This is a genomic window from Deinococcus malanensis, assembly GCF_014647655.1.
In the GTDB taxonomy this organism is placed as follows: Bacteria; Deinococcota; Deinococci; order Deinococcales; family Deinococcaceae; genus Deinococcus; species Deinococcus malanensis.
The window spans coordinates 289,174-313,927 of the sequence record NZ_BMPP01000004.1; the positions used below are offsets into that span (position 1 = coordinate 289,174).

Genomic DNA, 24,754 nt, shown 5'->3' on the forward strand with positions numbered 1-24,754 from the left:
TTATCAGTCGGGAACCGGACAGGCCGGAGCTCACGCCGCTGGTCGGTGCCGCACGGGAGGAAAATTTTGATATCGCCTTCTCCCACCCTGGAAAGTCTGCTCTGCCTGGCCTGGAAGAAGCGCAGCGCCACGTCCTGCTGTTCGATCATCTCCCTCCACCGGGTCCCGACTCTCAGCGTCACCCCTGCTGCCTGGGCATAGCCGTCGTGACCGAAGCCACGCCTTCGGCCCTGAGTCAAGCTCTGGACTGCGGAGGGGATGACGCTTTTGACGTGGCGATCCACCCACTGGAATTTCAGGCCCGGCTGCGCAGGTTCCGCCACAGGCGTTCAAGGGCTTGTGCAGAGTTTGGCGATTTTTTCTCGACACCGTCAGCCGACTTCTGTGGCACCGCAAGGAGCCAGTCGCCTTGCACGAGTTCGAAGTTCATCTGTTGCGCCCACTGTGCGTGAATCCCACTCTGCTCCTTTCCACAGCAGACGTGGCGGCCACGCTTGGGATCCCTCCTGGCAGGGCGGAACTGGAGCAGATCGAGCAGAGGCTGCTTGGAGTCAGCGCCCGGGTACTGCGGGTCACCGGTCAGCGCCTGCTGGTCACTACAAATCAATCCGGAAGCCAGAAAAAATTGCTGATGATCAATCCTCACCTTCTGAAGGGGAGTTCCGGCATTCCAGAATAATGGATCAGGCTGGAATGACCCGCCTCCTGCACCACGTGACAGCGGTCCTGGGCAGAGGATCAGTCTGGCCCTATGGGGTATAGATGTCCGTCCAGTTCGAGCACCTGATGCTCACGTGGATATTGCCGGGACACCACCATGCAGATGATCACCACACCCGCTCGGCGCCCCAAGACTTCCGGAACCACGCTTTATGAATGATGTGGTCCTACTGTGAACGTTAGGAACATAGCCAACAACCAAGTGAGGAACCAGAATGACGGGGCCAGTAACTCTTATCTGCCAGAGGCTGGCCCTCCTGTCGCTACTCGTGTGGCATACCATCCGGTCCACATGCCCGGTGACGACGCCCTGGCAGCCGCTGCTACCCTCAACCGATTTGAGAGGAGACATGGTGAAGTACTCCACCCATCCAGAACCCATGCTGGAACGTGAAGACTGGCGCGACCTGAACGGTACGTGGCGGTTTTGTTTTGACGATGATGCCCGCTGGAAACACCCCAGCGAGGTCGAGTTTGACCGCGAGATCGTGGTTCCGTATCCGCCGGAAAGCCGGCTGAGTGGGATCCACGACGAAAGCTTTCACTCGGTGGTGTGGTACAGCCGGACCATCACCCTCACCGATAAGGAGCGGGAAGAAAGGCTGCTGCTGCACTTTGGAGCGGTGGACTACGCTGCAACCGTGTGGGCCAATGGCCGCATCGTCGCCCAGCATGAAGGCGGTCACACGCCTTTTATTGCAGACATCACCCAGCAGGCGCAGGTGGGCGAGACGATCGAGATCGTGGTACGGGCGCACGATAACCCCTCGGACCTCGCCAAGCCGCGGGGAAAACAGGACTGGCAGCTGGAGCCGCATTCCATCTGGTATCCCCGCACCACCGGTATCTGGCAGACCGTCTGGCTGGAGTCTGTTCCGCACACGTATATCCGGCGCCTGACCTGGACCAGCAATATGGAGCAGTGGGAAATCGGAATGACCGCCGAGGTTCAGGGCCCGCTGCCCGAGGGCCTGGCCCTGCGGGTACGGCTTTACCGCGATGAGGAATTGCTGGTGGAAGACCGCTATGGCATGCGGCACGAGGAAATTGCCCGCCAGATTTCCCTCTCCGACCCGGGGATAGATGATTTTCGCAATGAACTGCTGTGGAGCCCGAGGCATCCGCAGCTGATCAACGCCCAGGTCGAGCTGATGATCGGGGAGGAAGTCATTGACCGGGTCTACAGCTACACGGCCCTGCGCTCGGTCACCGTGGCTGGCAACCGGTTCCTGCTCAACGGCCGGCCGTACTACCTGAAAATGGTGCTGGACCAGGGCTACTGGCCCGACAGCCTGATGGCCGCCACCGACGAGGAACTGCGGCGCGATGTAGAGCTGATCCGCCAGTTGGGCTTTAACGGCGCGCGCAAGCACCAGAAGATCGAGAGCCCGCGCTGGCTGTACTGGTGCGATGTCCTGGGCGTGCTGGTCTGGGAGGAAATGCCGAGCCCGTACCGGTTTTCCAAGCGTGCAGTGGAGCGCCTGACTCAGGAATGGACCGAGGTGATCGCACGTGACATCTCGCACCCCTGCATCGTGGCGTGGGTACCGCTCAACGAATCGTGGGGCGTGCCTGATCTGCCCACCAATCCGGCTCACCGGGATTACGTGCGGGCGCTGTACTACCTGACCAAGACGCTTGACCCGTCGCGCCCGGTCATCGGGAACGACGGCTGGGAGCACATCGCCACCGATATTCTCACCATTCACGACTACGAGGACGACCCCGAGGTCCTGCGCCAGCGGTACGCCAGCATAGACATCACGCGCCAGACGCTGAAAATGCAGCAGCCTGCCGACCGGGTTCTGACCCTGACCGGCTTCGAGGAAGCGGGGCACCCGGTGGTCCTGTCCGAGTTCGGCGGCATTGCCTACATTCCGGACCACACCAGCGGCTGGGGCTACAGCGAGTCGCAGAGCGAGGTCGATTTTCTCAAGGACTACGAGGCGCTGATGGCCGCGATCTACGAGTCCCATGGCCTGTCCGGTTTCTGTTACACCCAGCTGACCGACACCTTTCAGGAAAAAAACGGGCTGCTGTACGAGGACCGCTCGCCCAAAGCCAACCTGCTGGCGCTGGCCCGCAGCACCCAGGGAAACCGCACCGCGCGTGAGATGACCATCGATCCGGTCATGAACCCGTATGGGCATGCCGCGCGCTGGCTGGGCCGCTATGATGGCATGCAGGGCCCCGGTCAGGCACCCACGCCCGGCGCAGCGGTGGAAACGAACGGCGATTAATGGCCCGCAGAGGTCACCCTGCACTCCAAGGCGGGATGCGTCCGGTGGGTGAGCTGTACAGCTCACCCCACGTTTATGTAGCTGTTCGGCCCGGTCATAGCCTGAAACCTAAGGGGTGGGACGGGTATCCGGGACGGGGCGGCCATAGAAGCACAACCTCCATCTCCATGGGACATTTCGCCGCAGTCCTCTGGCCAGGATGACGGGATGGAGGCCCGAGTACTACAACCCCCGAATGTGGAGGCCGAGCACTTTCTCAGGCAGTTCCACGCCGAGAATCAGCGGTCAGGGGTGGAAAGCCGACTCGCTGGCTGGACACAGGACCCGGTCCTCACGGAAGAGGAGCTAGCCTACGGAGCCCGGGTGGCGTGGCGCAACAGCATCCGCTGTATCGGCCGCCTACCGTGGACGGCGCTGCAGCTTCGTGACCGCCGCCATGTTAGCCGGCCAGCTGAAGTCTTTGCCGAACTAATCGCACATCTGAACCTTGCGTTTGCCGGAGGCAGAGTCAGGCCGGTCATCAGTGTTTTCGGGCCGGGAGTACGCATCGTCAACGATCAGCTTCTGCGCTATGCCGGATATCTGCAACCGGACGGTACGGTCCTGGTGACCCCCAGAACGTGGCTCTGACACAGTACCTGCAGAAACTGGGCTGGAAGGGTGGAGCGGGCACTCCCTTTGATCTACTGCCCGTGGCGGTGCAGACCGATACCGGCCGAACCGAGCTGTTCACCCTGCCGCAGGATGTTGGCCGGGAAGTCAGGATCACCCATCCCGACTTCCCGGCCATCAACGAACTCGGACTGCGGTGGCCGGCTCTGCCTGTCATCAGCAATATGACGCTCTCGGTCGCAGGCCAGCACATGACCTGTGCGCCGTTTAACGGCTGGTATCTCCAGACGGAGATCGCAGCGCGCAACCTTGCCGACGAGCAGCGGTACAACATGCTGCCGACTGTAGCGCAGGCCCTTGGTCTCGACACCAGCCGGAGGCGATCCCTGTGGCAGGACCGTGCGCTGGTGGAGCTGAACGTGGCCGTTCTGCACTCGTTCGACCAGGCTGGCGTTCGTATTGCCGATCACCACGCAGTCACCGGGCAATTCGAGCGCTTTGCGGATCAGGAGGCTCGCGCAGGTCGCCGGGTGAGGGGCCGCTGGTCATGGCTGATTCCACCGCTTTCGCCAGCGACCACACCGGTGTGGTCCAGGCAGTACCTGGATCAGGAGATTACCCCCAATTTCGTGAAGCAGCCCGCAGCCTGGACGGTCCCGTCAGGCGCAGCACGGTGTCCCATGCGCGCAGGCTGAAACCCGGGTCGACGGCCGCCGGTCTGCTCAGTGAGCAAACGGGCCACACCTACCGGAACGCTTGCCTGTTTCGGCGCAACCTCTGCATCCAGCGCTGTCACCCTGTTTCAAGGTGACTCACCTGATTCCTACCAGTGGCGCGGGTCGCTGTCGGCTTCCTCGATCAGCAACCACAGGTCGCGGTCCTGCTCCGCAGCCGTGCGCTGCGCGTCAAACAGGACCGATTCCAGCTGTGCACACAGGTTGGCACGTCGGCTCCGGAATCGGGCGTAGTCGTACAGCACCAGAGCCAGCCGCTTCCGGGGACTTTCAGGATCGGTCAGGACGTCGTACAGCGCGTCCCAGTTGTGCCCAAAGCGGTCGGTCAGGCCCAAACCCGCCATAAACGCCAGCATCAGGCTGTCCTTGTCATGCACGGTCGAGAAGTTGACCTCACGTACGGCCACCTGATGTCCCGCTGCAATGATCCGAACGTCATGAGGCGCATTTTGCAACCCGGCCGGTGGACCGCCAAAAATCTGAATCATGGCCGCACCCTCCGGAAACTGGCGTAATGGTCGGCGGTGTAATAGCACTCATGGACGCTGGTTTCTTCCTGCCCGCCACAGACCAGCCGGCGGGCGCCGCGGTCCGACTCACCCGGTGTCCGGACGGTGTATTCGCGGTAATACCCTTCCGAAGCTTTTGGCAGCAGACGCTCGCGGTTGCCGAAGGTGACGCCGTCCTTGCTGTACCGGAACGGCCCACCACGGGCAATCAGCCTCAGCATCTCCTGACCCTCACGCGGCAGATCGCTCCGGGAGATCCAGCGCAGGCCACTGTGCGGGTCGAGTCCTGATTTCTGTGTTCCCGGGGCGCGTGGTGCCTGGCCGGTCCGGGAGGGCAGGTTCTGAACCGCTGGTGCTGGCGTACTGAGTTGGGGATTGGAACTGATCTGCGTGGTGGCCTGAGACTCGGCCGGCGCATCGCAACTTCCCAAAGCGGCTCCGGCAAGAGGCGCGAGCAGAACAAGCAGGGCACGGCGGAGGAGCACGTGGCAGAGGGTCACATGTCCGAGTGTATGGCCTGGGCTGACAGCCAGGACAAAGCGTCATGAAGAATCGTTTCCAGTCCCTTGTACCGAATCTGGTCGGGCGTCATACTGCGCAGCGCCTCTGCCAGAGCGTGGGCCTGACCAGCAGTGACCACCGACTCCCTGAGCGGCGTGGTCAGCGGCCGGATCGTAAACAGCGCGCCGTCTGCCTGCGGAAAACCTGTCAGCGTCTGCCGCTCCACCCGGAGGAAAGCCTGCTCGGGGTCGAAGCGGGTGTCCGCGTGCCGGTCCGCATCGGGAGGCGCGGCAGGGTGATGGTCCAGGCGGTTACTCATGCTCAGGCCCCAGGCAAAGCGCACGAATGGCCCGCGTGTGATCACAGCGTCGACCAGACGTGGCGCCGTGGCATTCATGAGTCCACTGCCGGCCACCGGCGTATGCACCGCGACAAAATCCCGGCCCAGCTTGTCACGGGGGTCCCAGTGCTGCGGTGAGAGCACATGAGCGGCCGCCAGCCAGTCGCCCTGCTCATCCCGCGCGACAATCGCCAGATCCTCTTGAGCATTCAGACCCAGAAAATCCAGCGCATGAAACGGACGTACCTCCTGTACCAGGTCCGCGTGCGGTGCCGGGAACCGGCGCACCGTCCCCACCGCACCCCACCTTGTATCAAGGTCCACTTCCCAGCCCAGCAGGTCGTTGCGCAGGGTCTGGCCGTTCCAGTGCACGGCGCCGTCGCTGTCGGCTGCGAGCGCACCTGCCACATGCGTCAGCACCGCCTCCCGGAGGTCGGGCGTAAGTCCTGCTTCACCTGAGTACTGGTACAGGGCCCGGCGGTGGGCCGCGACCTTGCTGGCCACGAAGCGCGGGTACTCCCGGTCCAGGGTGAAGGTATGCCTTTCGGGCTCCCCATCCTCCCGCCAGGGAATAGGCTGCACGCCCAGTCGAAACAGTCCCGCCGACACGCTGTACCGGCCGTCCATAAACGGGCGGTACAGGGTCGGCGGGCGCATGGGCCAATTCTGGCAGACGAAAATGCCCGTTGACGTGCCAGGAACTCAGGCCAGACTGCCGTTGCTCATGACGCCGGTCGCGATCAGCACCAGGATCAGCACCCCAACAGCCACCCGGTACACCGCAAATCCCTTGAAATTATTGGTCGAGACGAACCTCAGCAGCCAGCCGATGGCCAGGTAGGCGACCACAAAGCTAACCCCGGCGCCAAGGACCACGTTCAACAGACCGATCTCTCCAAAAATCAGCTCACGCTCCTTGATCAGATTGAGCAGGGCGGCGCCGCCCAGCGTAGGCACGCCCAGATAGAAGCTGAACTTGGTGGCGGTGGGGCGGTCCAGACCCAGGGCCATCCCACCCAGAATCGAGCTGGCGCTGCGCGAAAAGCCGGGCCACACCAGCGCCAGGCACTGCAGCACACCAATCATCAACGAGCGGCGCACCCCGATGGCCTCGATGGCCTGTACATGAGGCTGTACCCGGCGGCTTTCGATCAGCCACATCAGGATGCCACCCACGATCAGCGCCCAGGCGACCACGCTGGGCTTGAACAGCACGGCCTGAATCAGGTCCCCGAATGCCAGTCCCAGAACCACGGCCGGAATGGTGGCAACCAGCACGCCAGTCCACAGGGTCTGCTGGCTACGGTCGTGGCCCAGGTGACGGATCTTGAGGAAATCGCGCCAGTAGTACACCAGGACGCTCAGAATTGCGCCGCCCTGAATCACCACCTCGAAGGCGTCCTTGACCTCCTTGCTCCAGGGCACACCCATCAGGTTGCCGGTGAGAATGAGATGGCCCGTGGAGCTGATCGGCAGAAATTCCGTTATGCCTTCCACGATGCCGTAAACAATGGCGTAGACCCAGTCCATCACCGCGCAAGTGTAATGCCACAGCACCCGACACGTGCGTCAGCCAGATGGTGGAGACTGACTGACGATGTTCACTCCCTGGCTTGACCGCTGGTCACTGACGCCGGATGGCGTTCATGTTCATACCCACAGCAGCGATCTTCTGCCAGTCCTGAGGGCCGGGCAGAAAGCCATGCTGAAAGTCGCACGGTCGTTCGAGGAAGAGCAGGGCCACCAGCTGATGGTGTGGTGGGACGCACGGGGCGCAGCCCGGGTACTGAAGCATGAAGGCGCAGCCTTGCTATTGGAACGGCTGGAAGACTCTCCTACCCTGACCGGACTCGTGGAAGCGGGGCAGGATGATCAGGCGACGCGGATTCTGTGCAAGGTGGCGGCCCACCTGCACGCCCCCCGGCCACTTCCGTGGCCAGAGCTTACGACCCTGGGTCGCTGGTTCCGGGCATTGGAAGCCGCGGCACCGGGCGGAGGACTGCTGGCCCGATCCTGGGATACTGCGCAGGGTCTTCTGGGTGAACCACAAGAGGTCTGCCCGCTTCATGGCGACATTCATCACGGCAATGTCCTGTTCAGCTCCCAGCGCGGATGGCTGGCCATTGATCCCAAGGGCCTGGTCGGCGAGAGGACCTTCGACTTTGCCAACGTCCTGTGCAATCCCACGCTGGATCTTGCCCGCCACCCTGGCCGGCTGGCGCGCCAGGCCACCCTTCTTGCCGAAGAAGCCTGTCTGGACCGCACCCGCCTGCTGCGCTGGACGGCCGCATACGCCGGGCTCTCGGCCGCGTGGCATCTGGAAGATGGACAAGCGCAACAGGCACAGGACGTGCTGGGTCTGGCAGGCCTGGCCCTGCCAGACCTTGGCGAAGAGATCAGCTGAGACCTGGCCTATTCCCAGACAGCCCGGCAGCCGGTATACTTTTCGTTTGGGTGCCCCCGTGATCCCTGCCCCCTCGCGCTCGAGCGTCGCGTGGGAGCCTGGCCCGAGAAGCGTCGTCTGACGCGAGGCTGGCACGAGGACGGCAAACTCTTCCCGATTTCTAACGCTCAGGAGTCATGATGTCGTACATCAGCATGAAGCAGCTGCTCGAAGCAGGCGTTCACTTCGGCCACGAAACCAAGCGCTGGAACCCCAAGTTCAAGCGTTTCATCTTCGCCGAGCGCAATGGCATTTTCATCATCGACCTGCAGAAGACCCTCAAGCAGGTGGACCGCAGCTTCGACTACATCAAGGACCTCTCCGAGCGCGGCGGCGTGATTCTTTTCGTCGGGACGAAAAAGCAGGCCCAGGAAATCGTGGAGCTCGAAGCGCGCCGCACCGGCATGCCCTTCGTCACCAGCCGCTGGCTCGGTGGCATGCTCACCAACTTCAAGACCATGCGCACCCGCATTGACCGCCTGAATGAACTCGACGAGATGTTCGAGTCCGGGCGCATCAACGACCGCCTCAAGGCCGAACGTATCCAGCTGGGCGCCGAGCGCGAGCGTCTCCAGCGCTTCGTCGGCGGCATCCGCAAGATGACCCGCCTGCCCGACGCGATCTTCGTGGTGGACCCCACCAAGGAAGTTATCGCCGTTCAGGAAGCCAACAAGCTGGGCATTCCCGTGATCGCCCTGGCGGACACCGACTCCGACCCGGATGTCATCGACTACATCGTGCCCGGCAACGACGACGCCATCCGCAGTATCCAGCTGATCACCCACCGCATCGGTGACCTGCTGGTCGAAGCGCGCGGCGGCGGCGAGGACGTGGCAGCCGAGGGTATGGAGCAGGGCGCCCAGAGCGACGAGCAGGCCGAAGAAATCCAGGCTTAAGGCGCACGGCGGCAAGAGAGGGTGCTGTCCGGGCCACGACGCACGGACTCCGCCCTCTTTGCCCTGGCCCTGACGGGCAGACGGCCACTCAAGCTCTCAACTGAACCTCTGGAGGTAACCAAGCATGATGGAATCGATCAAGAAGCTGCGTGAACTGACCGGCGCAGGCATGATGGACGTCAAGAAGGCCCTGTCCGACGCCGGCAACGACGAAGACAAGGCTGTAGCTCTGCTGCGCGAGCGCGGCATCGTGAAGGCGGCCAAGAAGGCTGACCGCGAGGCCAAGGAAGGCATCGTGCGTTTCGTGGTGGAAGGCAACCGCGCCGCCATCGTGGAAGTCAACAGTGAGACGGACTTCGTGGCCCGTAACAGCGACTTCCAGGCCCTGGTCGAGAATCTGGCCCGGACCGCACTAAGCGCCAAAACCAGCGATATCGAGGAATTCCGCAGCTTCGGCATGGACGGCGAGACCGTCGGCACCGTGGTGGCTGCGGCCGCTGGCAAGATCGGCGAGAACCTGGTGCTCAACCGCGTCGCGTACCTGGAAGGCGACAAGGTGGCTGGCTACGTTCACAGCAACGGCAAGATCGGTGTGCTGGTCGACGTGGCAGGTGGCGACGATACCAAGGCCAAGGACGTGGCCCTGCACGTGGCCGCCGAGCGCCCGCAGTACCTCAGCCGCGATGAAGTCAACCAGGACGACATCGAGAAAGAGCGCGAGATCCTGACCAACAAGGCACTCAACGAAGGCAAGCCCCAGCAGATCGTCGAGAAGATCGTGAGTGGCCAGATCGGCAAGTTCTACGAGGAGAAGGTTCTTCCCGAGCAGCGCTACGTGAAGGACAACAGCATGACCGTGGGCCAGTACCTTGGTGATGCCAGCGTCAAGCGTTTCGTGCGCTTCGAAATCGGCGCGTAAGACCCGCAACACGGGCCCCCCGCACCTGCTGTTTGACCGTCCGGCGGCCCCCTGTGGTTGCCGGACGTTTTCTTGCTCTTCACTCCACTGCTCTGCGAGGTCCCTATGTTTAAACGCGTTCTGCTCAAACTTTCCGGCGAGTTCCTGGCCAACGAAAACGGGTTTGGCATCAACCCCGACACCACCGCCCAGCTTGCGCGCCTGATTATCGGCGCCCTGGACGGCACCGATGTGGAGCTGGCAGTCGTGATCGGGGGCGGCAATCTGTGGCGCGGGGCGCGCAACGGTCAGGGCATGGACCCGGCCACCGCCGACTACATCGGCATGCTGGGGACCGTCATGAACGCCATGGCTCTGCAGGACGCCATGGAAACAGCCGGGCGCCCCACCCGCGTCATGACCGCCATCCAGATGCACGCCGTCGCCGAGCCCTACATTCGCCGCCGGGCCATGCGCCACCTGGAAAAGGGCCGTGTGGTCATTCTGGGCGGGGGCAATGGTGCCCCCTTTTTCACGACCGACACCACCGCCACCCTGCGCGCCCTGGAAATCGGGGCCGAAGCGGTGTTCTATGCCAAGAACATGGTCGACGGCGTGTACGACAGCGATCCACGGAAAAACCCCGATGCCCGGAAGCTCGACCAGCTGACCCATCTGGAGGTCGTCGAGCGGCGCCTGGAAGTGATGGACGCCACGGCCCTGACGCTGTGCATGGACAAGAACCTCCCGCTTGTGGTGTTCGATATTTTCCAGGAAGACAATCTGCGGCGCCTGTTCAAGGGTGAGCGCGTCGGGACCCTGATCCAGAGCTGAGCGCCGGGTCGCTCCTGCTCCGGCACGCCACACGCTAGACTCCCTCCACTTCCCTGTAAGGAGACTTCCACCATGGCAGACATGAAATCCATCCAGGCCGACGCCCGTGAACGCATGGGCAAGGCCATCGAAGCACTGGAAAGTAACCTTTCCGTGTTGCGCACTGGCCGAGCCAACCCTGGCATCCTGAAAAAAATCGTCGTGGACTACTACGGCTCCACCATGCCTATTGATCAGGTCGCGAGCATCACCACGCCCGACGCCCGCACCCTGGTCATCACGCCCTGGGACCGCGGCGCGCTGGGGCCGATCGAAAAGGCCATCCGTGACAGCGACCTGGGCCTGAATCCCAACAACAAGGGCGACACCATCTTTATCAGCCTGCCCATGCTGACCGAAGAGCGGCGCAAGGATCTGGTCAAGAACGCCAAGAACTATGCCGAGGACGCCCGCATTGCGGTGCGTAACATCCGCAAGCACTCGCTCGACGAGGTCAAGAAGGTCGAGGGTGTCGGCGACGACGAGATCAAGCGCGGTGAAGCCGAAGTCCAGAAGATTACCGATGAATTTATCGCCCGGGTGGACAGCACCTTCCATAAGAAGGAGCAGGAAATCCTCGGGTGAGGCGCCCCGGCGCCCCGATATGTGACCGCCGGCACCCCCGGCGGCGCGTTGCTTGTCGTCCCGGGGGTGCCGCGTGGAAACCCTGAGCACCCGCATCCTGACGGCCGTCGTGGGCTTCGGGATTCTCAGCGTCATCGTGTGGATTGGCGCCTGGGCGATGGTGCCGGCCCTGCTGGTGCTGAGTGCCATGGGCCTGTACGAGTACGTGAGGATGCTCGACCGCAACGACATTGATGTGCGGCGGGTGTCTTTAGGGGTATTCAGCACCGCCCTGATTTTCGCGAGCCTGCCAATGTGGCCCCAAACGCCCTGGGCCGACGGCTCCTGGCGCGAGGCGGTGCTGACCGTCGCCCTGGGGTACATGCTGGTCATGGAGGTCATCCGGCCCGGAGAGCGTCCGCTGGAGCGGGTGGTGTACTCGATGTTCGGGCTGCTGTATGTGCCGTGGCTGCTGGGCTACTTCCTGATGCTGCGATACACGCCCAACGCCGACGCTGGGCTGCTGTACTTCGCCCTGCCGCTGATGGCGACCTTTGCCGCCGATATCGGTGGATTTTTCGGCGGGCACCATTTCGGTCGGCGCAAGCTGGCTCCCGAAGTTAGCCCCGGCAAGACGGTAGAAGGCGCGGTCGGCGGGCTGCTGTTCAGCTTCCTGACCGTGCTGATCATGACGCAGGTGGCCCAGATCTGGTCGCCCATGGATGCGCTGCTCTACAGCATTCTGGTCGCCAGCGCCAGCCAGCTGGGAGACCTGTCCGAGAGTCTGATCAAACGCGCACTGCGCACCAAGGACAGTGGCCGCAGCCTGCCGGGCCACGGCGGTTTTCTGGACCGCCTGGACAGTCTGCTGTTCGCCGTTCCGGCCACCTATTTGTTTCTGCATATCAGCGTCTTTACGCGCTGACCAATACGTGGACGCGCTGCGGGATCAGAAGAATTTTCTGATCCCGCAGCGCATTCCACACTCGTCCTCGTTCGGCTGAGGCATGCTGTAGCGACATGAAGGTCACGGTTCTGGGAAGCACGGGAAGTATCGGCACACAGGCGCTGGATGTGGTGCGTGAACGTGGTTGGACGGTAGACGGTCTGGCCGCCGGGCGCAACCTGGACCTTCTAGAATCGCAGGCACGTGAATTCTCGCCGGCGCTGGTCAGTGTGGACCACTCGGTCTATGCCGACGCCAAAGCCAGGTTCGGACATCTGAACGTCATCGCGGATCCCGGTGAGATGGCCGCCAGGCCGGTAGACGTGGTGGTCAACGCCATGAGTGGCCTTCCTGGACTTGCCCCCACGCGCGCAGCGCTGGAAGCCGGTCAGGCGGTGGCTCTGGCCACCAAGGAAGCCATGGTCACGGCTGCCGGCCTGATCTGGGCCGCCGCGGCCCAGGGGGGCGGCCGGCTGGTGCCGGTGGACTCCGAGCACACCGGCATCTACCAGTGCCTGACCGGTGAGCACCTGGAAGACGTGGCCGAACTGATCCTGACGGCCAGCGGCGGACCCTTCCGTGACGGCCCAGCCGACCTCAGCCGCGTGACGCCGGAGCAAGCCCTCAAGCACCCCTCATGGAGCATGGGCCAGAAAATCACCGTCGACTCGGCCACGCTGATGAACAAGGGGCTGGAGGTCATGGAGTGCGCCAGCCTGTATGGTCTGCCCCTGGCACAGGTGGGCGTGGTGGTGCACCCGCAGAGTGTGGTGCATGCAGCCGTACGCTTCCGGGACGGCAGCCTCAAGGCCCAGTTTGGACCGACGGACATGCGGCTGCCGATTGCCTACGCCATGGACGCCGCACCCACCGGCATGCAGCGCCCTGGTGACGTACGTGGTGCCCGTCGCGGCACCGAGGTCGCCGGGCATCTGGGCTGGCCGTTGGACGGCATCTGGGAATTCCGCAAACCCGACGCTGCCCGCTTTCCTGCCCTGGGACTGGCATACCGGGCGGGTGAGGCGGGCGGTCTGCTGCCCACGGCCCTGAATGCTGCCGACGAGGTGGCGGTGCCGGCTTTTCTGGCCGGGGAGATTGGATTCATGGACATACCACGCCTGATTGAGCGGGTACTCGACGAGACGCCACACGACACCCTGACCTGGGAGAGCCTGGAGCAGACCGAGGCCTGGGCCACACAGCGCGCGCGTGAGCTGATTGAACGCGGGGTGCACGCATGAGCGTCATTCAAGGGATCGCGGCGGCCCTGACACCTCTGGGGCTGATCTGGACGGCCCTGCTGCTGAGTATCGCGACCTTCCTGCACGAACTTGCTCATTACGCCCTGGCCCGGGCCCAGGGCGTACCCGTCAAGTCCTTCAGCGTGGGGATGGGGCCAGTGCTGCTGCGCCGGAGCTGGCACGGTACCGAATGGCGGCTGAGCCTGCTGCCGATTGGCGGCTATGTGGAGATCGACGGCATGGCGCCCGAGGAAGGCCCGGGGGGGCAGCTGCGTTCTCCTACGCGTGGATTTGCAGCCCTGCCCGCCCTGGGCAAGATTGCCGTCCTGCTGGCCGGTCCGCTGATGAATCTGCTCCTGGCCCTGGGTCTGATGACTGCGCTGTTCTCCTCGCAGGGCATGCCTGCCCCCGACCGGGCGCGCATTGAATCGGTAAATCCAGGCTCGCGCGCAGAAGCACTGGGCCTGCGCACCGGAGACGTGATTACCGCCATCAACGGTCAGGACATTCCGAAAATCGTGGAGACCAACGGACAGGCCCGGGCTGGCTGGGAGAGCCTGCGCACGACCCTGTCCCGCCCCGGACCGCATGTCTTCACCGTGAGGTCGGAGCAGGATGGTGCAGTCCGGACCCGGGAGGTCCGCTTCGACTGGCAGCCGACGGTGGGTGGGCAGCGTCAGCTGCTGGGCATCCGCTACGGGCCCGACGTGCAGCCGGTGAGTGTGCCCGCCGCGTTTGCGGCCTCGGTGTCCACCACGGTGGAGGTGGTCCCGCAGGTGCTGCGCGCCTTCGGTTCCCTGTTTGCACGCTTCCTGACCCTGGACATCTCCCGCGACGAGAACGTCAGTGGACCCATCGGCACGGCCGAGATCGTCAGCCGCGCCGCGGAGCTCAGCCCCTGGGCGCTGGTTCAGGTGGCCATCATGCTCAACCTGTCACTGGCTTTTTTCAACCTCATTCCGATCCCCGGCCTGGACGGCGGACGCATCCTGCTGGTGCTGCTGGGGGCCGTCAAGGGCCGCCCACTGACCTTTGCCCAGGAGCAGGCCATCAACATTGCCGGATTTGCCTTCGTGATGATGCTGATGCTGTTTGTGGTGGTGCGCGACGTCAGCCGCTTTTTCTGAGCGGTTGCTTCTGACCGGCGCGGGAACGACGGTCTCCCGCGCTCTTTTATTGAACCGCTCTGCGCTCGACCCGCTCTCCCAGCCCGGTCAACACCTCGTATTCGATGGTGTCGCCCCAGGCGGCGACCTCGCTGACCGTCAGCTCGCCGCTGCCCCAGCACTCGACCTGATCACCAGCACGGACCTCCAGGCCTGTCACATCGACCATGCACTGATCCATACAGATGCGCCCAACCACTGGCCTTCGCTCGCCCTGGACCAGCACCTGGGCCCGCAGGGTGGCGTTGCGAGGATAACCATCAGCGTACCCGAAACCAATGGTGGCTAGGGTGGTGTCGTGTGGTGCTTTCCACAGCCCCCCGTAACTCACGCTTTCTCCAGCCAGAGCGGTGTGGACCTGGGTCACCGTCGCGTGCAGGGTCATGACCGGAGTGAGCGGCACCACGTTGCGCATATGGGCCGGCGCGAAACCGTAGGAGGCCAGCCCTGGCCGCGCAAGCGCCATGTCTCCCAGGCGCCCCAGGCTCAGGATGCCGCCTCCGTTGGCACAGTGGGGCAGCACAGGCGGCAGGCTGCCGAGCACACTGCGGAAACGGCGGAGCTGCTCGTAGGCAAAGCTCAGGTCCTCCTCGTCGGCCGTGGCGAAGTGGGTGTAGACACCTTCCAGTACGCCACGTTCGGCCAGACGTTGTCCGATCCGGATGGCCTGTTCGGGCCGGGCCCCGAGACGGTTCATACCGGTGTCGACCTTCAGGTGTCCGCGGGCGTGGGACGGGAGGGCCTCAGCTTCCTCCAGCGACGAGACGGGCAGCCGCACACCCAGGTCCGCCAGGGGAACCACCTCATCCGGAGTTGGCGGCGTCAGCAGCACCACCGGCCGGCCCAGATTCAGCGCCGCAACGGCCTGCGCCTCCCGCGGGGTGGCCACCGCCAGCCCCCACACGTCCGGGTGCGCGGCCGCCTGCCGGGCAATCAGTTCAAGACCATGGCCGTAGGCATTGGCTTTGACCGGCAGCAGCAACGGGGTGCCGGCACGGGCAGACAGGCCGCTGAGGTTGCGGTGCAGAGCAGCTTCAGAGATCAGGGCGTGGGCGCGGGACTGCATGCCGGTCATGCTACGCCTCCCCGGTTTGCCCGGTACCAGCGGCGTGTATGCTTTTTTCAGTGATGCCACGACTCCCCTCCCGCCGCGTCGCCTCCTTCTCTTTGCTGCTCGGGACCATGCTGCTGGGCGCTGCGCCGGCCCACGCACAGACCGGAGGCATCCTGCCGCTGGTGTCGGTCGGCCAGAAGTGGCCGCAGGCCCAGGAAACCTACGTTATTCAGGTATCCGCCCAGGACGCCGGCAAGCCGCTGAACCTGGAAGTGTATTCGCCCACGCTCAACCTGGCGGACTATGCCGACGGGCGCCGTGGCGAGGGCTATTTCGGAGACGAGCTGTACAAGACCAACGAGCCTTTTGAAAGCACTTTCACGCTCAGCGGGCCCGGTGGGCTGGTGGCGGAACGCCGGTACGGGGCCAACCGCGCCCACACCTGGGAAAGCCTGTTCGCCGGAGGCCTGAGCGCCGGTACCTACACGCTGAAGGTCAGCAGCAGGGGCGACGGCAAGAATTCGTTTGCCCTGCGTGTCAGCGCTCCATTCAACCTGGAAACCAGCGATTTCAGCGTCAACGCCCGCGACACCGAGCAGGCTCCCCTCCTGGCCGCGCGTCTGAATGTGCCCGCCTCCTGGGTCAGCAAGACCTTCAGTGTGCTGAACTACGACCTGGACGGCCCCCGGGAGGCCGAAACCTGGCTGGTGCGGCCGGGAGGGGCGCGGGTCAACCTGACGCCCAGCGACAACGGCAGGACCGCCACCGACCGGGTGACCGTCACGGCAGACATGGTAGGCGAATGGCAGCTGTTTATCCGGGTGCTGCCGACCACCCGGCAGTACAGCAACGCGGTGCGCTACTCGTTCCGGCTGGGGGACCAGCCCACGCCGGCCAGGGTCGGCGGCTTTACCCCCCCTGAAAACCTGAAGATCGCCAACCAGCTGCTGGTCGATGTGGTGGACCCGCAGGGCCGCCCGGTGCCCGGCGCGAGTTATGCCCTGATCGGTGAGACGGTCGTGCGCCCGGTACTGCCTTCAGGCTACGTGCCGGTCAGCAGCAGCATTATTCAGGGAACCGGCAACATCGTCTCGCCCACCGAGGTGCGCTACCAGCCGGGGTTCAACAAGATCCGCTTCGTGGTTCGTCCCCCCGAGGGTCAGCTCACGGTGGATGCCGTGGCGGTCTTCGGAGACCAGCGTCTGCCGTTGACCGGCGTGTCCTTCGAGGTGGCTGGCCGCACCCTGACCACGCCAGCCACCCTGCCGCTGGCTCCGGGAGACTATCCGGTGAAGCCCAGCGCGCTTCCGGGAAGCACCTTCGTGCAGCCGTTGCCCGGGCGTGTTCCGGACGCAGGCACCGGCCGCGTGACCCTGGAATACCGCGTGCAGACCGAGCTGACCCTGGCAACCTCACCCGACGTGCTCAGTGCCTGCGACGTGACCCAGCTGACAGCCACCGCGAAGACCGCTTTCCCGTTCCGTCTGCCCGGCCGCCTGAAGCTGAACCTGCCAACCGGCTGGACCAGTGATTACCCCCTGGAAATTCCCGGAGAGTTCATGCAGGGCCAGCCTCTGCGCCTGAAAGTGCCGGTGCGCGTGTGCCGCAGCGATACAGCCGAGGCTGTCCTCGATCCGGCCGGGCTGCGCACCACCGGGCAGGCCCGGGTTCGCAGCCCGGGTGGAGCCAACGTGACCCGCAGCGTCCAGGGTGGTGCGCGCGCGAACCTGGCAAAAAGCGTCGAGGCCAGCCCACAGGGGTATATCGTCACTCTGGTGCTGACGGTGGACGGCACTCTGGAAAACGTGCGTCTGATCGACCCGTTGCCGGGAGCCTCCGCCAGACGAGGCGCGCTAAGTGTCCAGGGCCCCAGCCTAGCCAATCTGAATGCCCGGGCAGACGGCGACGCCATTGTCCTGAGCCGGGTGATTCCAGGGACCTACAGCCTGACCTACCCGCTGACGACTGACGTTCCGGCCGACCAGGTCGTGACGGCCCCGGATCTGGACTGGTGAGGAAAAGATCCAGGTTCTGAACACACATCCAGACGGATTCTTCATCCTGAGCAGGTAAGCTGGGTCTATGAAGCTTGCCGCACCTCTTGTTCTGGCCACAGCACTAGCTGGCCTGAGCGGATGTGGCTCGCTGGACAGCGCCCCGGCTCCTCTGGCTGGCGACCTGCTCAGTGCCCCTACTGCGCTGAACTTCAAGGGACAGCTGTTGCGGCTGGACGCAACACCGCGGCTGAGCGGGGAAACCTTCGGGGTGAAGGTTCGGCTGCATACCAGCCGTGCGCCGATACCACGCGTGAGACCCCTGAACGTGTATGTCGTGACCGGCGGAGGGGTCTGGGACGCTCCCTACCGTAAGGACGCCGCGCCCACCTGTGGCCGGACAGCCTGCGTCTCGGGTCAGGCACGTGGCAGTGGCGAAGGAGTCCTGAATGGGGAAAGCGTTCAGGTCGTAGTGCAACTGAAAGACGAGCAGGGGCGGCTGTTCTGGCTGCGTGACGCCCAGGCACGCGTGGGACGCTGAACAGGAAGTGTCGTTGTCATTTCCGGGAGGCAGACGGTGGGAGCTGGTTCAGCGTCCCACCGTCCGCATCTTTCTCAGGCAGGGGTGACCACGCCGTCCAGCACACTCAGATGATGATCTGCGCGCGCCGCGATCTCGCGGTCATGGGTGATCAGGACCACTGTGCGGCCTGCACCGGCTGCGCCCTGTAACAGGCTCAGAACGCGCTCACCGGTCCGGCTGTCGAGGTTGCCGGTGGGCTCGTCTGCCAGCAGCACGGGTGGGTCGCAGGCAAGAGCACGGGCAATCGCCACCCGCTGGGCTTCCCCGCCGGACAGCTGGGAGGGCAGATGCCCGCCCCGCCGGTCCAGCCCAACCTGAGACAGCAGGTCACGGGCGCGGGCCTGGCGCTCCCGGCGGCCCATTCCGGCCAGGGTCAGCGGGAACTCCACATTTTCCTGAGCAGTCAGGATGCCGACCAGATTGTGGCTCTGAAAGACGAATCCATAATGGGCCAGCCGGAAGTCGGCGCGCTGGGCTTCTGTCAGGGCGGTCAGGTCGGTCTCCCCCACCAGGACGTGCCCGGTCGTCGGCCGGTCAAAGCCCGCCAGCAGGTTCAGCAGGGTGCTCTTGCCGCTGCCCGATGGTCCCACCACGGCGGTCAGGCCAGCCGGAAACGTATGCGTCAGCGGCGCCAGAGCGAGCACGCGGTCCTCCCCGCTGGGGTACTCGCGAGACAGGTTCTCGGCGCGCAGTCGAATCGCTGATGGCGCGCTCATCACAGCCGTCCCAGGGCGTCGGTGATGTTCAGGCGGCTGGCGCTGCGGGCGGGCAACAGCCCCGAGAGCAGACCCAGCAGCAGACTGATGCTGAGGGCCAGCAGGGTCAGCCGGGGCGTCAGGGCCGCCGCCTCCACTCCGGCCAGCTGCTGGGTATAGAGATTGACTACGCCGATACCCCCCAGTCCCAGCAGCAGGCCCCCGACCCCGCCTGCCAGCGACAGCAGCAGAGACTCGGTCAGCACCAGGGCGCGCACAAAGCCCGGGCGTGCCCCGATGGCGCGCAGGGTGCCGAATTCACGGGTACGCTCGAACACGCCCATCATGACCGTGTTGGCCACCGCCAGTCCCCCCACGATCACCGCGATCATGGAAATGCCGAACCGTACCGCGTCACCGATCCGCAGGGCCCGTTCCAGAAAACTGAGGAAGTCAGACTGTGTCTGTGCTTCCAGTTCCAGTCGGCTGGAAAGCTCCCCCGCCACCGCCCTCGCGCGTGCCGGGTCCTGCAGCTTGACGGCCACCAGCGACAAGCGGTTCTGAGCTCCCTCGGCGGCCTGCAGGGTGGACAGCGGCAGAAACATGAAGCTGTCTACCAGTCCGGACTCGGGTTGCAGCACCCCTACTACCCGGACGGAGCTGCGGCGGTTGAGGTTGAGCTGGCTGCCGATTTTGAGCCCCAGGTTCTGGGCGGCCTTGGCACCGATCACGGCTACATTCCTGTTCTCGTCTGTGGCGGTCAGCAGCCGGCCCTGCGCCGCTGAGACCTTTGGGAAGACAGCGTGGATACCCGGGCTGGCGGGCAGGCCATACAGCACGGCGCTGCGGGATGGATCAAACCCGCCCCGAACCGTCATGACCACCGGCGTCACAGAGGCGATACCAAGCTCGGGCGCCAGCCGCTGAATGTCCGAGGCGACTGTCTGGGAAAGGTTTGGCTGCGGCGAGAACCCCTGGGACAGGCCGTTGAGGCTGACCTGAATGTCCGGGCCGATGCTGCCCAGTTCCGCGCTGAAGACCTTGCGGATGCCCTCGCCCAGCGAGAGAAACACCACCATGCTGGCCACCGCGACCGTGATTCCCAGGGCAGTGAGCAGGGTCCGGACCTTCCGGCGGGTCAGCCCACGCCAGGCAAGTCTCCACAGGTCAGTCAGCTTCATGGACGCAGGCTACGCCGCAGGGGGTGGGCTTTATGTCTTGGGATAACCCGCCGACAACTGTAAGAAGGCTCTGACTGCACCGTCGCCTTTCCGTGACCATCTCTGGCTGAAGAGCAGCGCCTGAGTGAAAGCAGGGCAGCCGCTGCAGACCCTCGTCATGGCCGGAAACCCAGCAGCCCCGGTTCGACCGCCGGGGACCTCCCATGATTCTGTGGGCCTGCGCTCACGCTTGCCCCCTAGCCTGCCTGCATGCCATGGCGTCTTCCTCTCTCCCTGTTCGGTGCGGCAGTGTCGGGTCTGGCCGGTGCCCAGACCCTGATTCCGCTGGATTCGCGGCCCGCCACACGCGTCCTGCCTGCCCTGATCGCTTCGCTTGCCGGGGGTACGCCCCAGGTCCCGGAGGCTGCACTCCTGGGCGACGCCAGGCGCGGTGCAGACCCCGAAGCCCTGATTGCCTGGCTGAATGCCCGGCCCGCTCCAGGCGGCCCCCTGATCGTGGCCCTCGACGCCCTGGCCTACGGAGGGCTGGTGCAGTCGCGTACCAGCAGCCTGACGGCGGCCCAGGCCCTGGCCCGTCTGGAGCCCCTCCGCGCCTGGCAGGCACGCACCGGACAGCCGATCTATGCGTTCATCACGCTGCCCCGGGAACCCGACGCCACCAACAGAGCCCGCAACCTGGAGGTTGTCAGGGCCATGGTGGAGTGGGCCCGCTCAGGCGTCTTCAGGGAGTTGCATGTCACCTGGGACGACGCCCAGGCCAGCAGCCCGGCGCTCCGGGAAGGGGCGGCGCTGCAGCGCGAGGCCCCGGAGAATGTTCGGATTTACCCTGGCGCGGACGAGGTGCTTTCCATGCTGACGGCGCGGGCACTGGCCCCGCTGGAACGGACCGTGAGGGTGGAGTACAGCGCACCCCAGGCCGCCCGGCAGGTCATCCGGTACGAGGGCATTGCGCTGGATCAGAGTGCAGAGAACCATGCGCGGGCCAGCGGGTTCCGGGTGGTTGAGGAGCCGGTGGACCTGACCCTGTATGTGTTCAACGGTGGAGACCCGAGGCGCGCTGCCGTGCGGATCAGCACGCTGCTGCGCCAGGGGCCGGTGGCTGTCGCGGATGTAGAGAAGGTCAATCTGGGCAACAACCGGTTGTGGCGCGACCTGAGCACCCTGCGCCAGCACGCCAACCTGAGGGCGCTGGCCGCCTGGGGAACACCCGGGAACAATCTGGGCAGCGCCCTGGCGCATGCCAGGATCAGCCTCGGCCCGGTCGACCCGGTGCGTCAGGACGCTCTGCTGGCCCGTGAGTTTGCCAACGACGTGATCTACAGCGCGGGTCTGCGCGCCGCACTGCGGGCGTCATTGCCCGAGGACCAGCTCAACACGCCCGCAGGTCAGGCGGCACTGATCCGGCTGGCCCAGGAATACTTTCCGCTGCGCATTGGCCAGGAATACTTCCTCAAGGACGCTGCCCTACCCTGGGGCCGTTCCTACGAGTGGGACTTCGACCTTCAGCCCCGCTGAAGACGGTGCCGCCGATACTGCCCGGCTGAACTCGCCCCCAGAAGGGCGCCTGTCGAGAACCTACTCGCCCGCCGGATGTGCCGTCTTCTTTTCTACACTGAGGGTCAGCGCCGCCCCGATCACCAGCGTGGCGCCCAGCAGGGCCAGGGCCGAAAGCTGCTCCGCGAACAGTACCGCTGCCAGCAGGGCCGCCACCACCGGCTCCAGGCTGGCGATCACACTGGCGCGGGTGGCGGGCAGACGGCGCAGGCCCGCGCTATACGCCAGGTACGCCAGATAGGTGGAGAGCACGGCGATGGCCCCCATGCTGCTCCACGCAGCACTGGACTTAGGAGCCCACTCCACAAAAGGCAGAAGACCCAGAGCCCCCACCGGTAGCGCCACGGCATACAGCGCGGTCGGAGCATAGCGGTCAAAATAGGCCTTGCCATACAGGTAGTACAGGCTGTAGGTCAGTCCTGACAGCAAGCCGAAAGTCAGAGCCGCTGCCGTCACGTTCACCCCCTGACCACCGCCGAGGCTGATCAGCGCAATTCCTCCCAGCGTCCCGCCCACGGCCAGCCCCTCACGCCGGCCCAGGCGTTCACGCAGCAGGCCCCAGCCCAGCAGCGCGACGAAGGCCGGCGCGGTATACAGCAACACTGACGCCAGGCTGGCGCCTCCTGCCTGGACGGCCAGCTGATAGGCCCCGTAAAACACGCTGACGCCGGCCACTCCGAAGCCCACCGTCACCCACAGGTCGCGTCCGCGGGGCAGCGGGCTACGGGCCAGGACTGCGTGCAGGGCGAACAGCCCGCCCCCCAGCGCTGCACGCCAGAACGCCACTTCCAGGGCCCCCACGCCGGCCGCCTGCGCCTGCTTGCCCAGAATGCCCAGCAGGCCCCACAGCACGGCCGCAGTCAGGATCAGCAGTGGGGCAGGCACGGGCCGCGCGGCGCTGGCGGCCGGCGTACTCACTGGCCTGTCCTCATACCACTGGCCGGCGCCAGACCTGCACCGTCGCCCAGATGGTCAGCAGCAGGCCCGCCAGGCCGAGCCCTGCAAGCGTCAGCGTCTGGCGGTCGCGGGTCTCCCCCACTGGTGCCAAAGTACCTGCGGTGAACGCCTGGGAGTCCTCAGGGGAAGCCAGCACGTCGACGGGAGAGGGGCCGCCGGCCCGCGCCGCCTGCAGCGCCAGGGGACTGGTGCTTTCAGAAGGCTGCATCACGCCGCCTGACGACAGCGGTGAGTACACGCTGCTGGTGACCCAGTACGCATAGCGTCCGGCTGGAATGCCTGTATCGATCACCAGCCGGGTACCCTCTACCCGCACCGTGGGCGCCGCCAGGAGCACAGACGGCCCGCCGGGTTCGGTCGGCGCAGCATGCAGCGTGCTGCCAAACCCCGTGACGCGCAGGTGGTACTGCCAGCCACCCGGGCCACGAACCTGCAGGCCGGTATCACCCAGCGTCCGGCTGCCGCCCACACTGGTGCGCACAAAAATATCCGTCACGTTGGCTGAGAAGCCGGAAGGAGCCTGCCACGGATTGCCGATTTCTCCCAGTCCAACAATCAGCCGCATGGTGCGGCGGCCCGACTGGTTGACGGTCTGTACGCTGAAGCTTCGCAGGTCCAGCATAGGCTCGGTCAGGGCAGGACGCTGCGGAAGGATATAGCCACCGTCGCCACGCGCATCACCCACCGGGTCCTGAAAGGTCATAAGGGCAGCCGTGAGCAGGGGCAGGAGCACGTGCGCCAGTATAGAGACCTCACCGGTGCCCGGCACCCTACAGGCAGATCAGGTCGTCCCGGTGCACAGCCTCCGGGCCGTAGGTAAAGCCCAGCAGGCCCTCGATCTCGCGTGAGTGGTGCCCGGCAATGCGCCCCAGATCCATTGATGAGTAGCGGCTCAGGCCACGGCCCACCTCGGAGCCGTCGGGGGCCAGAAGGCTGACGGTCTGACCACGTCCGAAAGTCCCCTTCACCTGCCGGATCCCGGCAGGCAGCAGACTTCCGCCACGCTCGCGCACCGCCTGGGCCGCCCCTTCGTCGAGGTGCACCCGTCCGGTGGTGATCTCGGCCAGAATCCAGCGTTTGCGGGCTTCGAGCCGGGTGCCTGATGCCTGAAAGCGGGTTCCAAGGGCCTCACCGGCCACGGCGCGCATCAGGGCGTCGGGCGCGTCGCCCGGGGCGATCACAACCGGCGTCCCCGCCCGGGTGGCGATCTCGGCCGCCTGAATTTTGGTGTGCATTCCGCCGGTCCCCCGGTGGCTGCCCGCGCCGCCGGCCAGGGCCCAGATGGCCGGCGTCACGCGCTCCACTTCCGGAATCAGGGTGGCCTGAGGGTCCAGGCGCGGATCGGCGGTGTACAGGCCCGGTGCGTCGGTCAGGATCACCAGCAGGTCGGCCTCGACCAGGTTGGCCACGAAAGCGGACAGGGTGTCGTTGTCCCCCACCTTGATCTGCTCGACGGCCACCGCGTCGTTCTCGTTGATGATGGGCAGCACGCCTCGTGACAGGCACCCCTCCAGGGTGGTGCGGGCATTGAGGTAACGGGTCCGGTTGCGGAAATCGTCTGCGGTCAGCAGCACCTGCGCCACGTTCATGCCGTACAGGTCGGCCAGCTGCGCATAGGTGTGCATCAGCCGGCCCTGCCCCACGGCGGCCAGCACCTGTTTTTCGGCCACGGTCCGGTCCCGGGCGGGAAGGCCCAGGGCCTCCCAGCCAGCCAGCACCGCGCCGCTGGAGACCAGCACAGCCTCATGTCCCGCCTCCCGGACGGCGGCCAGCCCCCGGATCAGGTCCACCAGCCGGGGACGGTGCAGGCGGTCGGTGCCTGCGGTGAGCACACTGGTTCCCAGTTTCAGCACGACGCGCATGGCGCCCAGCATAGGCCCGGGAGGCTGGCAGGCCTGCGCCGCCGTTCAGACACGCCAGGACCACGACATGCCAGGCTTCTAAAAAAACTACGACGGCAAAGGGAGCTTGACGAGGTACGTTGAACCCATGGCGCGACGTCATGCCCGTGGACCTGCCGACCGAACGGAAACGCTGCGCCGCCTTGACAGTG

The 24,754-nt window shown here is 65.1% G+C and carries 23 protein-coding genes and 1 pseudogene; 13 read left to right on the top strand and 11 right to left on the bottom strand.

Annotated features, from left to right (window positions below):
• Positions 1–295: 295 nt before the first annotated feature.
• Positions 296–646, bottom strand: a complete 351-nt coding sequence (locus IEY49_RS06775) for a hypothetical protein (RefSeq protein ID WP_189005775.1) — start codon at positions 644–646, stop codon at positions 296–298.
• Between the two features lie 424 nt (positions 647–1,070).
• Between IEY49_RS06775 and IEY49_RS06780 the strand changes: the two genes are divergently transcribed.
• Entirely contained in the window at positions 1,071–2,960 is a 1,890-nt protein-coding gene (locus IEY49_RS06780; protein ID WP_189005776.1) for a glycoside hydrolase family 2 protein, read from the top strand.
• 207 nt (positions 2,961–3,167) lie between these two features.
• Positions 3,168–4,267: pseudogene (locus tag IEY49_RS06785) on the top strand (nitric oxide synthase oxygenase).
• 128 nt (positions 4,268–4,395) lie between these two features.
• Here the strand turns inward: IEY49_RS06785 and IEY49_RS06790 are convergent.
• From IEY49_RS06790 to IEY49_RS06805, 4 genes are read right to left on the bottom strand one after another with little or no spacing between them, the layout of a single operon-like run.
• Positions 4,396–4,794: a barstar family protein gene (locus IEY49_RS06790; RefSeq protein ID WP_189005777.1), complete on the bottom strand. Its 399-nt coding sequence runs from the start codon at positions 4,792–4,794 to the stop codon at positions 4,396–4,398.
• Complete coding sequence (locus IEY49_RS06795; RefSeq protein WP_189005778.1) at positions 4,791–5,315, bottom strand: guanyl-specific ribonuclease; 525 nt, start codon at positions 5,313–5,315, stop codon at positions 4,791–4,793. The genes IEY49_RS06790 and IEY49_RS06795 overlap by 4 nt, the downstream gene beginning before the upstream one ends.
• Complete coding sequence (locus tag IEY49_RS06800; RefSeq protein WP_189005779.1) at positions 5,312–6,313, bottom strand: heme-dependent oxidative N-demethylase family protein; 1,002 nt, start codon at positions 6,311–6,313, stop codon at positions 5,312–5,314. Before IEY49_RS06800 ends, IEY49_RS06795 begins: the two co-directional genes overlap by 4 nt.
• Positions 6,314–6,358: 45 nt before the next feature.
• The gene (locus tag IEY49_RS06805; protein ID WP_189005837.1) at positions 6,359–7,186 is read right to left on the bottom strand and encodes an undecaprenyl-diphosphate phosphatase; all 828 of its coding nucleotides are present in this window, start codon (positions 7,184–7,186) and stop codon (positions 6,359–6,361) included.
• A 67-nt stretch (positions 7,187–7,253) separates the two neighbouring features.
• Between IEY49_RS06805 and IEY49_RS06810 the strand changes: the two genes are divergently transcribed.
• The 8 genes from IEY49_RS06810 (at position 7,254) to IEY49_RS06845 (ending at position 14,644) form a co-directional block, all read left to right on the top strand.
• On the top strand, positions 7,254–8,060 hold the full coding sequence (locus IEY49_RS06810) for an aminoglycoside phosphotransferase family protein (protein ID WP_189005780.1): 807 nt from the start codon (positions 7,254–7,256) through the stop codon (positions 8,058–8,060).
• A 179-nt stretch (positions 8,061–8,239) separates the two neighbouring features.
• Entirely contained in the window at positions 8,240–8,995 is a 756-nt protein-coding gene (gene rpsB, locus IEY49_RS06815; protein WP_189005840.1) for a 30S ribosomal protein S2, read from the top strand.
• A gap of 124 nt (positions 8,996–9,119) precedes the next feature.
• Entirely contained in the window at positions 9,120–9,914 is a 795-nt protein-coding gene (tsf, locus tag IEY49_RS06820) for a translation elongation factor Ts (protein ID WP_189005782.1), read from the top strand.
• A gap of 105 nt (positions 9,915–10,019) precedes the next feature.
• Positions 10,020–10,727, top strand: a complete 708-nt coding sequence (gene pyrH / locus IEY49_RS06825; protein WP_189005784.1) for a UMP kinase — start codon at positions 10,020–10,022, stop codon at positions 10,725–10,727.
• 72 nt (positions 10,728–10,799) lie between these two features.
• Positions 10,800–11,351, top strand: a complete 552-nt coding sequence (gene frr, locus IEY49_RS06830) for a ribosome recycling factor (protein ID WP_189005786.1) — start codon at positions 10,800–10,802, stop codon at positions 11,349–11,351.
• 73 nt (positions 11,352–11,424) lie between these two features.
• On the top strand, positions 11,425–12,255 hold the full coding sequence (locus IEY49_RS06835; protein WP_189005788.1) for a phosphatidate cytidylyltransferase: 831 nt from the start codon (positions 11,425–11,427) through the stop codon (positions 12,253–12,255).
• 95 nt (positions 12,256–12,350) lie between these two features.
• Positions 12,351–13,517, top strand: coding sequence for a 1-deoxy-D-xylulose-5-phosphate reductoisomerase (gene dxr, locus IEY49_RS06840; RefSeq protein WP_189005790.1), 1,167 nt, complete (start codon positions 12,351–12,353; stop codon positions 13,515–13,517).
• Positions 13,514–14,644, top strand: coding sequence for a M50 family metallopeptidase (locus IEY49_RS06845; protein ID WP_189005792.1), 1,131 nt, complete (start codon positions 13,514–13,516; stop codon positions 14,642–14,644). The genes dxr and IEY49_RS06845 overlap by 4 nt, the downstream gene beginning before the upstream one ends.
• 46 nt (positions 14,645–14,690) lie before the next feature.
• On the opposite strand, the gene alr is transcribed toward IEY49_RS06845, so the two are convergent.
• Entirely contained in the window at positions 14,691–15,758 is a 1,068-nt protein-coding gene (alr, locus tag IEY49_RS06850; RefSeq protein ID WP_189005794.1) for an alanine racemase, read from the bottom strand.
• A 53-nt stretch (positions 15,759–15,811) separates the two neighbouring features.
• Here alr and IEY49_RS06855 point away from each other — a divergent pair, with 53 nt between their 5' ends.
• Together IEY49_RS06855 and IEY49_RS06860 are read left to right on the top strand one after the other, a co-directional pair.
• On the top strand, positions 15,812–17,752 hold the full coding sequence (locus tag IEY49_RS06855; RefSeq protein WP_189005796.1) for a hypothetical protein: 1,941 nt from the start codon (positions 15,812–15,814) through the stop codon (positions 17,750–17,752).
• Between the two features lie 67 nt (positions 17,753–17,819).
• The gene (locus tag IEY49_RS06860) at positions 17,820–18,272 is read left to right on the top strand and encodes a hypothetical protein (RefSeq protein ID WP_189005799.1); all 453 of its coding nucleotides are present in this window, start codon (positions 17,820–17,822) and stop codon (positions 18,270–18,272) included.
• Positions 18,273–18,346: 74 nt separating this feature from the next.
• Here the strand turns inward: IEY49_RS06860 and IEY49_RS06865 are convergent, their stop codons facing one another.
• Both IEY49_RS06865 and IEY49_RS06870 read right to left on the bottom strand, forming a co-directional pair.
• Positions 18,347–19,030: an ABC transporter ATP-binding protein gene (locus tag IEY49_RS06865; RefSeq protein ID WP_189005801.1), complete on the bottom strand. Its 684-nt coding sequence runs from the start codon at positions 19,028–19,030 to the stop codon at positions 18,347–18,349.
• The gene (locus IEY49_RS06870; protein WP_189005803.1) at positions 19,030–20,190 is read right to left on the bottom strand and encodes an ABC transporter permease; all 1,161 of its coding nucleotides are present in this window, start codon (positions 20,188–20,190) and stop codon (positions 19,030–19,032) included. Before IEY49_RS06870 ends, IEY49_RS06865 begins: the two co-directional genes overlap by 1 nt.
• Positions 20,191–20,439: 249 nt before the next feature.
• Here IEY49_RS06870 and IEY49_RS06875 point away from each other — a divergent pair, with 249 nt between their 5' ends.
• A complete protein-coding gene (locus IEY49_RS06875) occupies positions 20,440–21,705 on the top strand; it encodes a DUF4127 family protein (protein ID WP_189005805.1) in 1,266 nt (421 codons plus the stop codon).
• 60 nt (positions 21,706–21,765) lie between these two features.
• Here the strand turns inward: IEY49_RS06875 and IEY49_RS06880 are convergent, their stop codons facing one another.
• Genes IEY49_RS06880 through proB form a run of 3 tightly spaced genes read right to left on the bottom strand, consistent with a single transcriptional unit; the run spans position 21,766 to position 24,563 of the window.
• On the bottom strand, positions 21,766–22,662 hold the full coding sequence (locus tag IEY49_RS06880; RefSeq protein ID WP_229780681.1) for a DMT family transporter: 897 nt from the start codon (positions 22,660–22,662) through the stop codon (positions 21,766–21,768).
• A gap of 10 nt (positions 22,663–22,672) precedes the next feature.
• Positions 22,673–23,434, bottom strand: coding sequence for a glucodextranase DOMON-like domain-containing protein (locus IEY49_RS06885; protein WP_229780682.1), 762 nt, complete (start codon positions 23,432–23,434; stop codon positions 22,673–22,675).
• A 37-nt stretch (positions 23,435–23,471) separates the two neighbouring features.
• The gene (gene proB / locus IEY49_RS06890; protein WP_189005807.1) at positions 23,472–24,563 is read right to left on the bottom strand and encodes a glutamate 5-kinase; all 1,092 of its coding nucleotides are present in this window, start codon (positions 24,561–24,563) and stop codon (positions 23,472–23,474) included.
• Between the last annotated feature and the right edge of the window lie 191 nt (positions 24,564–24,754).

Coding starts and splice junctions, on each gene's coding strand:
- IEY49_RS06780 (WP_189005776.1), top strand. CDS start 1,071: ATGGTGAAGTACTCCACCCATCCAGAACCCATGCTGGAACGTGAAGAC.
- IEY49_RS06790 (WP_189005777.1), bottom strand. CDS start 4,794: ATGATTCAGATTTTTGGCGGTCCACCGGCCGGGTTGCAAAATGCGCCT.
- IEY49_RS06800 (WP_189005779.1), bottom strand. CDS start 6,313: ATGCGCCCGCCGACCCTGTACCGCCCGTTTATGGACGGCCGGTACAGC.
- IEY49_RS06805 (WP_189005837.1), bottom strand. CDS start 7,186: ATGGACTGGGTCTACGCCATTGTTTACGGCATCGTGGAAGGCATAACG.
- IEY49_RS06810 (WP_189005780.1), top strand. CDS start 7,254: ATGTTCACTCCCTGGCTTGACCGCTGGTCACTGACGCCGGATGGCGTT.
- rpsB (WP_189005840.1), top strand. CDS start 8,240: ATGTCGTACATCAGCATGAAGCAGCTGCTCGAAGCAGGCGTTCACTTC.
- tsf (WP_189005782.1), top strand. CDS start 9,120: ATGATGGAATCGATCAAGAAGCTGCGTGAACTGACCGGCGCAGGCATG.
- pyrH (WP_189005784.1), top strand. CDS start 10,020: ATGTTTAAACGCGTTCTGCTCAAACTTTCCGGCGAGTTCCTGGCCAAC.
- frr (WP_189005786.1), top strand. CDS start 10,800: ATGGCAGACATGAAATCCATCCAGGCCGACGCCCGTGAACGCATGGGC.
- dxr (WP_189005790.1), top strand. CDS start 12,351: ATGAAGGTCACGGTTCTGGGAAGCACGGGAAGTATCGGCACACAGGCG.
- IEY49_RS06845 (WP_189005792.1), top strand. CDS start 13,514: ATGAGCGTCATTCAAGGGATCGCGGCGGCCCTGACACCTCTGGGGCTG.
- alr (WP_189005794.1), bottom strand. CDS start 15,758: ATGACCGGCATGCAGTCCCGCGCCCACGCCCTGATCTCTGAAGCTGCT.
- IEY49_RS06855 (WP_189005796.1), top strand. CDS start 15,812: ATGCCACGACTCCCCTCCCGCCGCGTCGCCTCCTTCTCTTTGCTGCTC.
- IEY49_RS06860 (WP_189005799.1), top strand. CDS start 17,820: ATGAAGCTTGCCGCACCTCTTGTTCTGGCCACAGCACTAGCTGGCCTG.
- IEY49_RS06865 (WP_189005801.1), bottom strand. CDS start 19,030: ATGAGCGCGCCATCAGCGATTCGACTGCGCGCCGAGAACCTGTCTCGC.
- IEY49_RS06870 (WP_189005803.1), bottom strand. CDS start 20,190: ATGAAGCTGACTGACCTGTGGAGACTTGCCTGGCGTGGGCTGACCCGC.
- IEY49_RS06875 (WP_189005805.1), top strand. CDS start 20,440: ATGCCATGGCGTCTTCCTCTCTCCCTGTTCGGTGCGGCAGTGTCGGGT.
- proB (WP_189005807.1), bottom strand. CDS start 24,563: ATGCGCGTCGTGCTGAAACTGGGAACCAGTGTGCTCACCGCAGGCACC.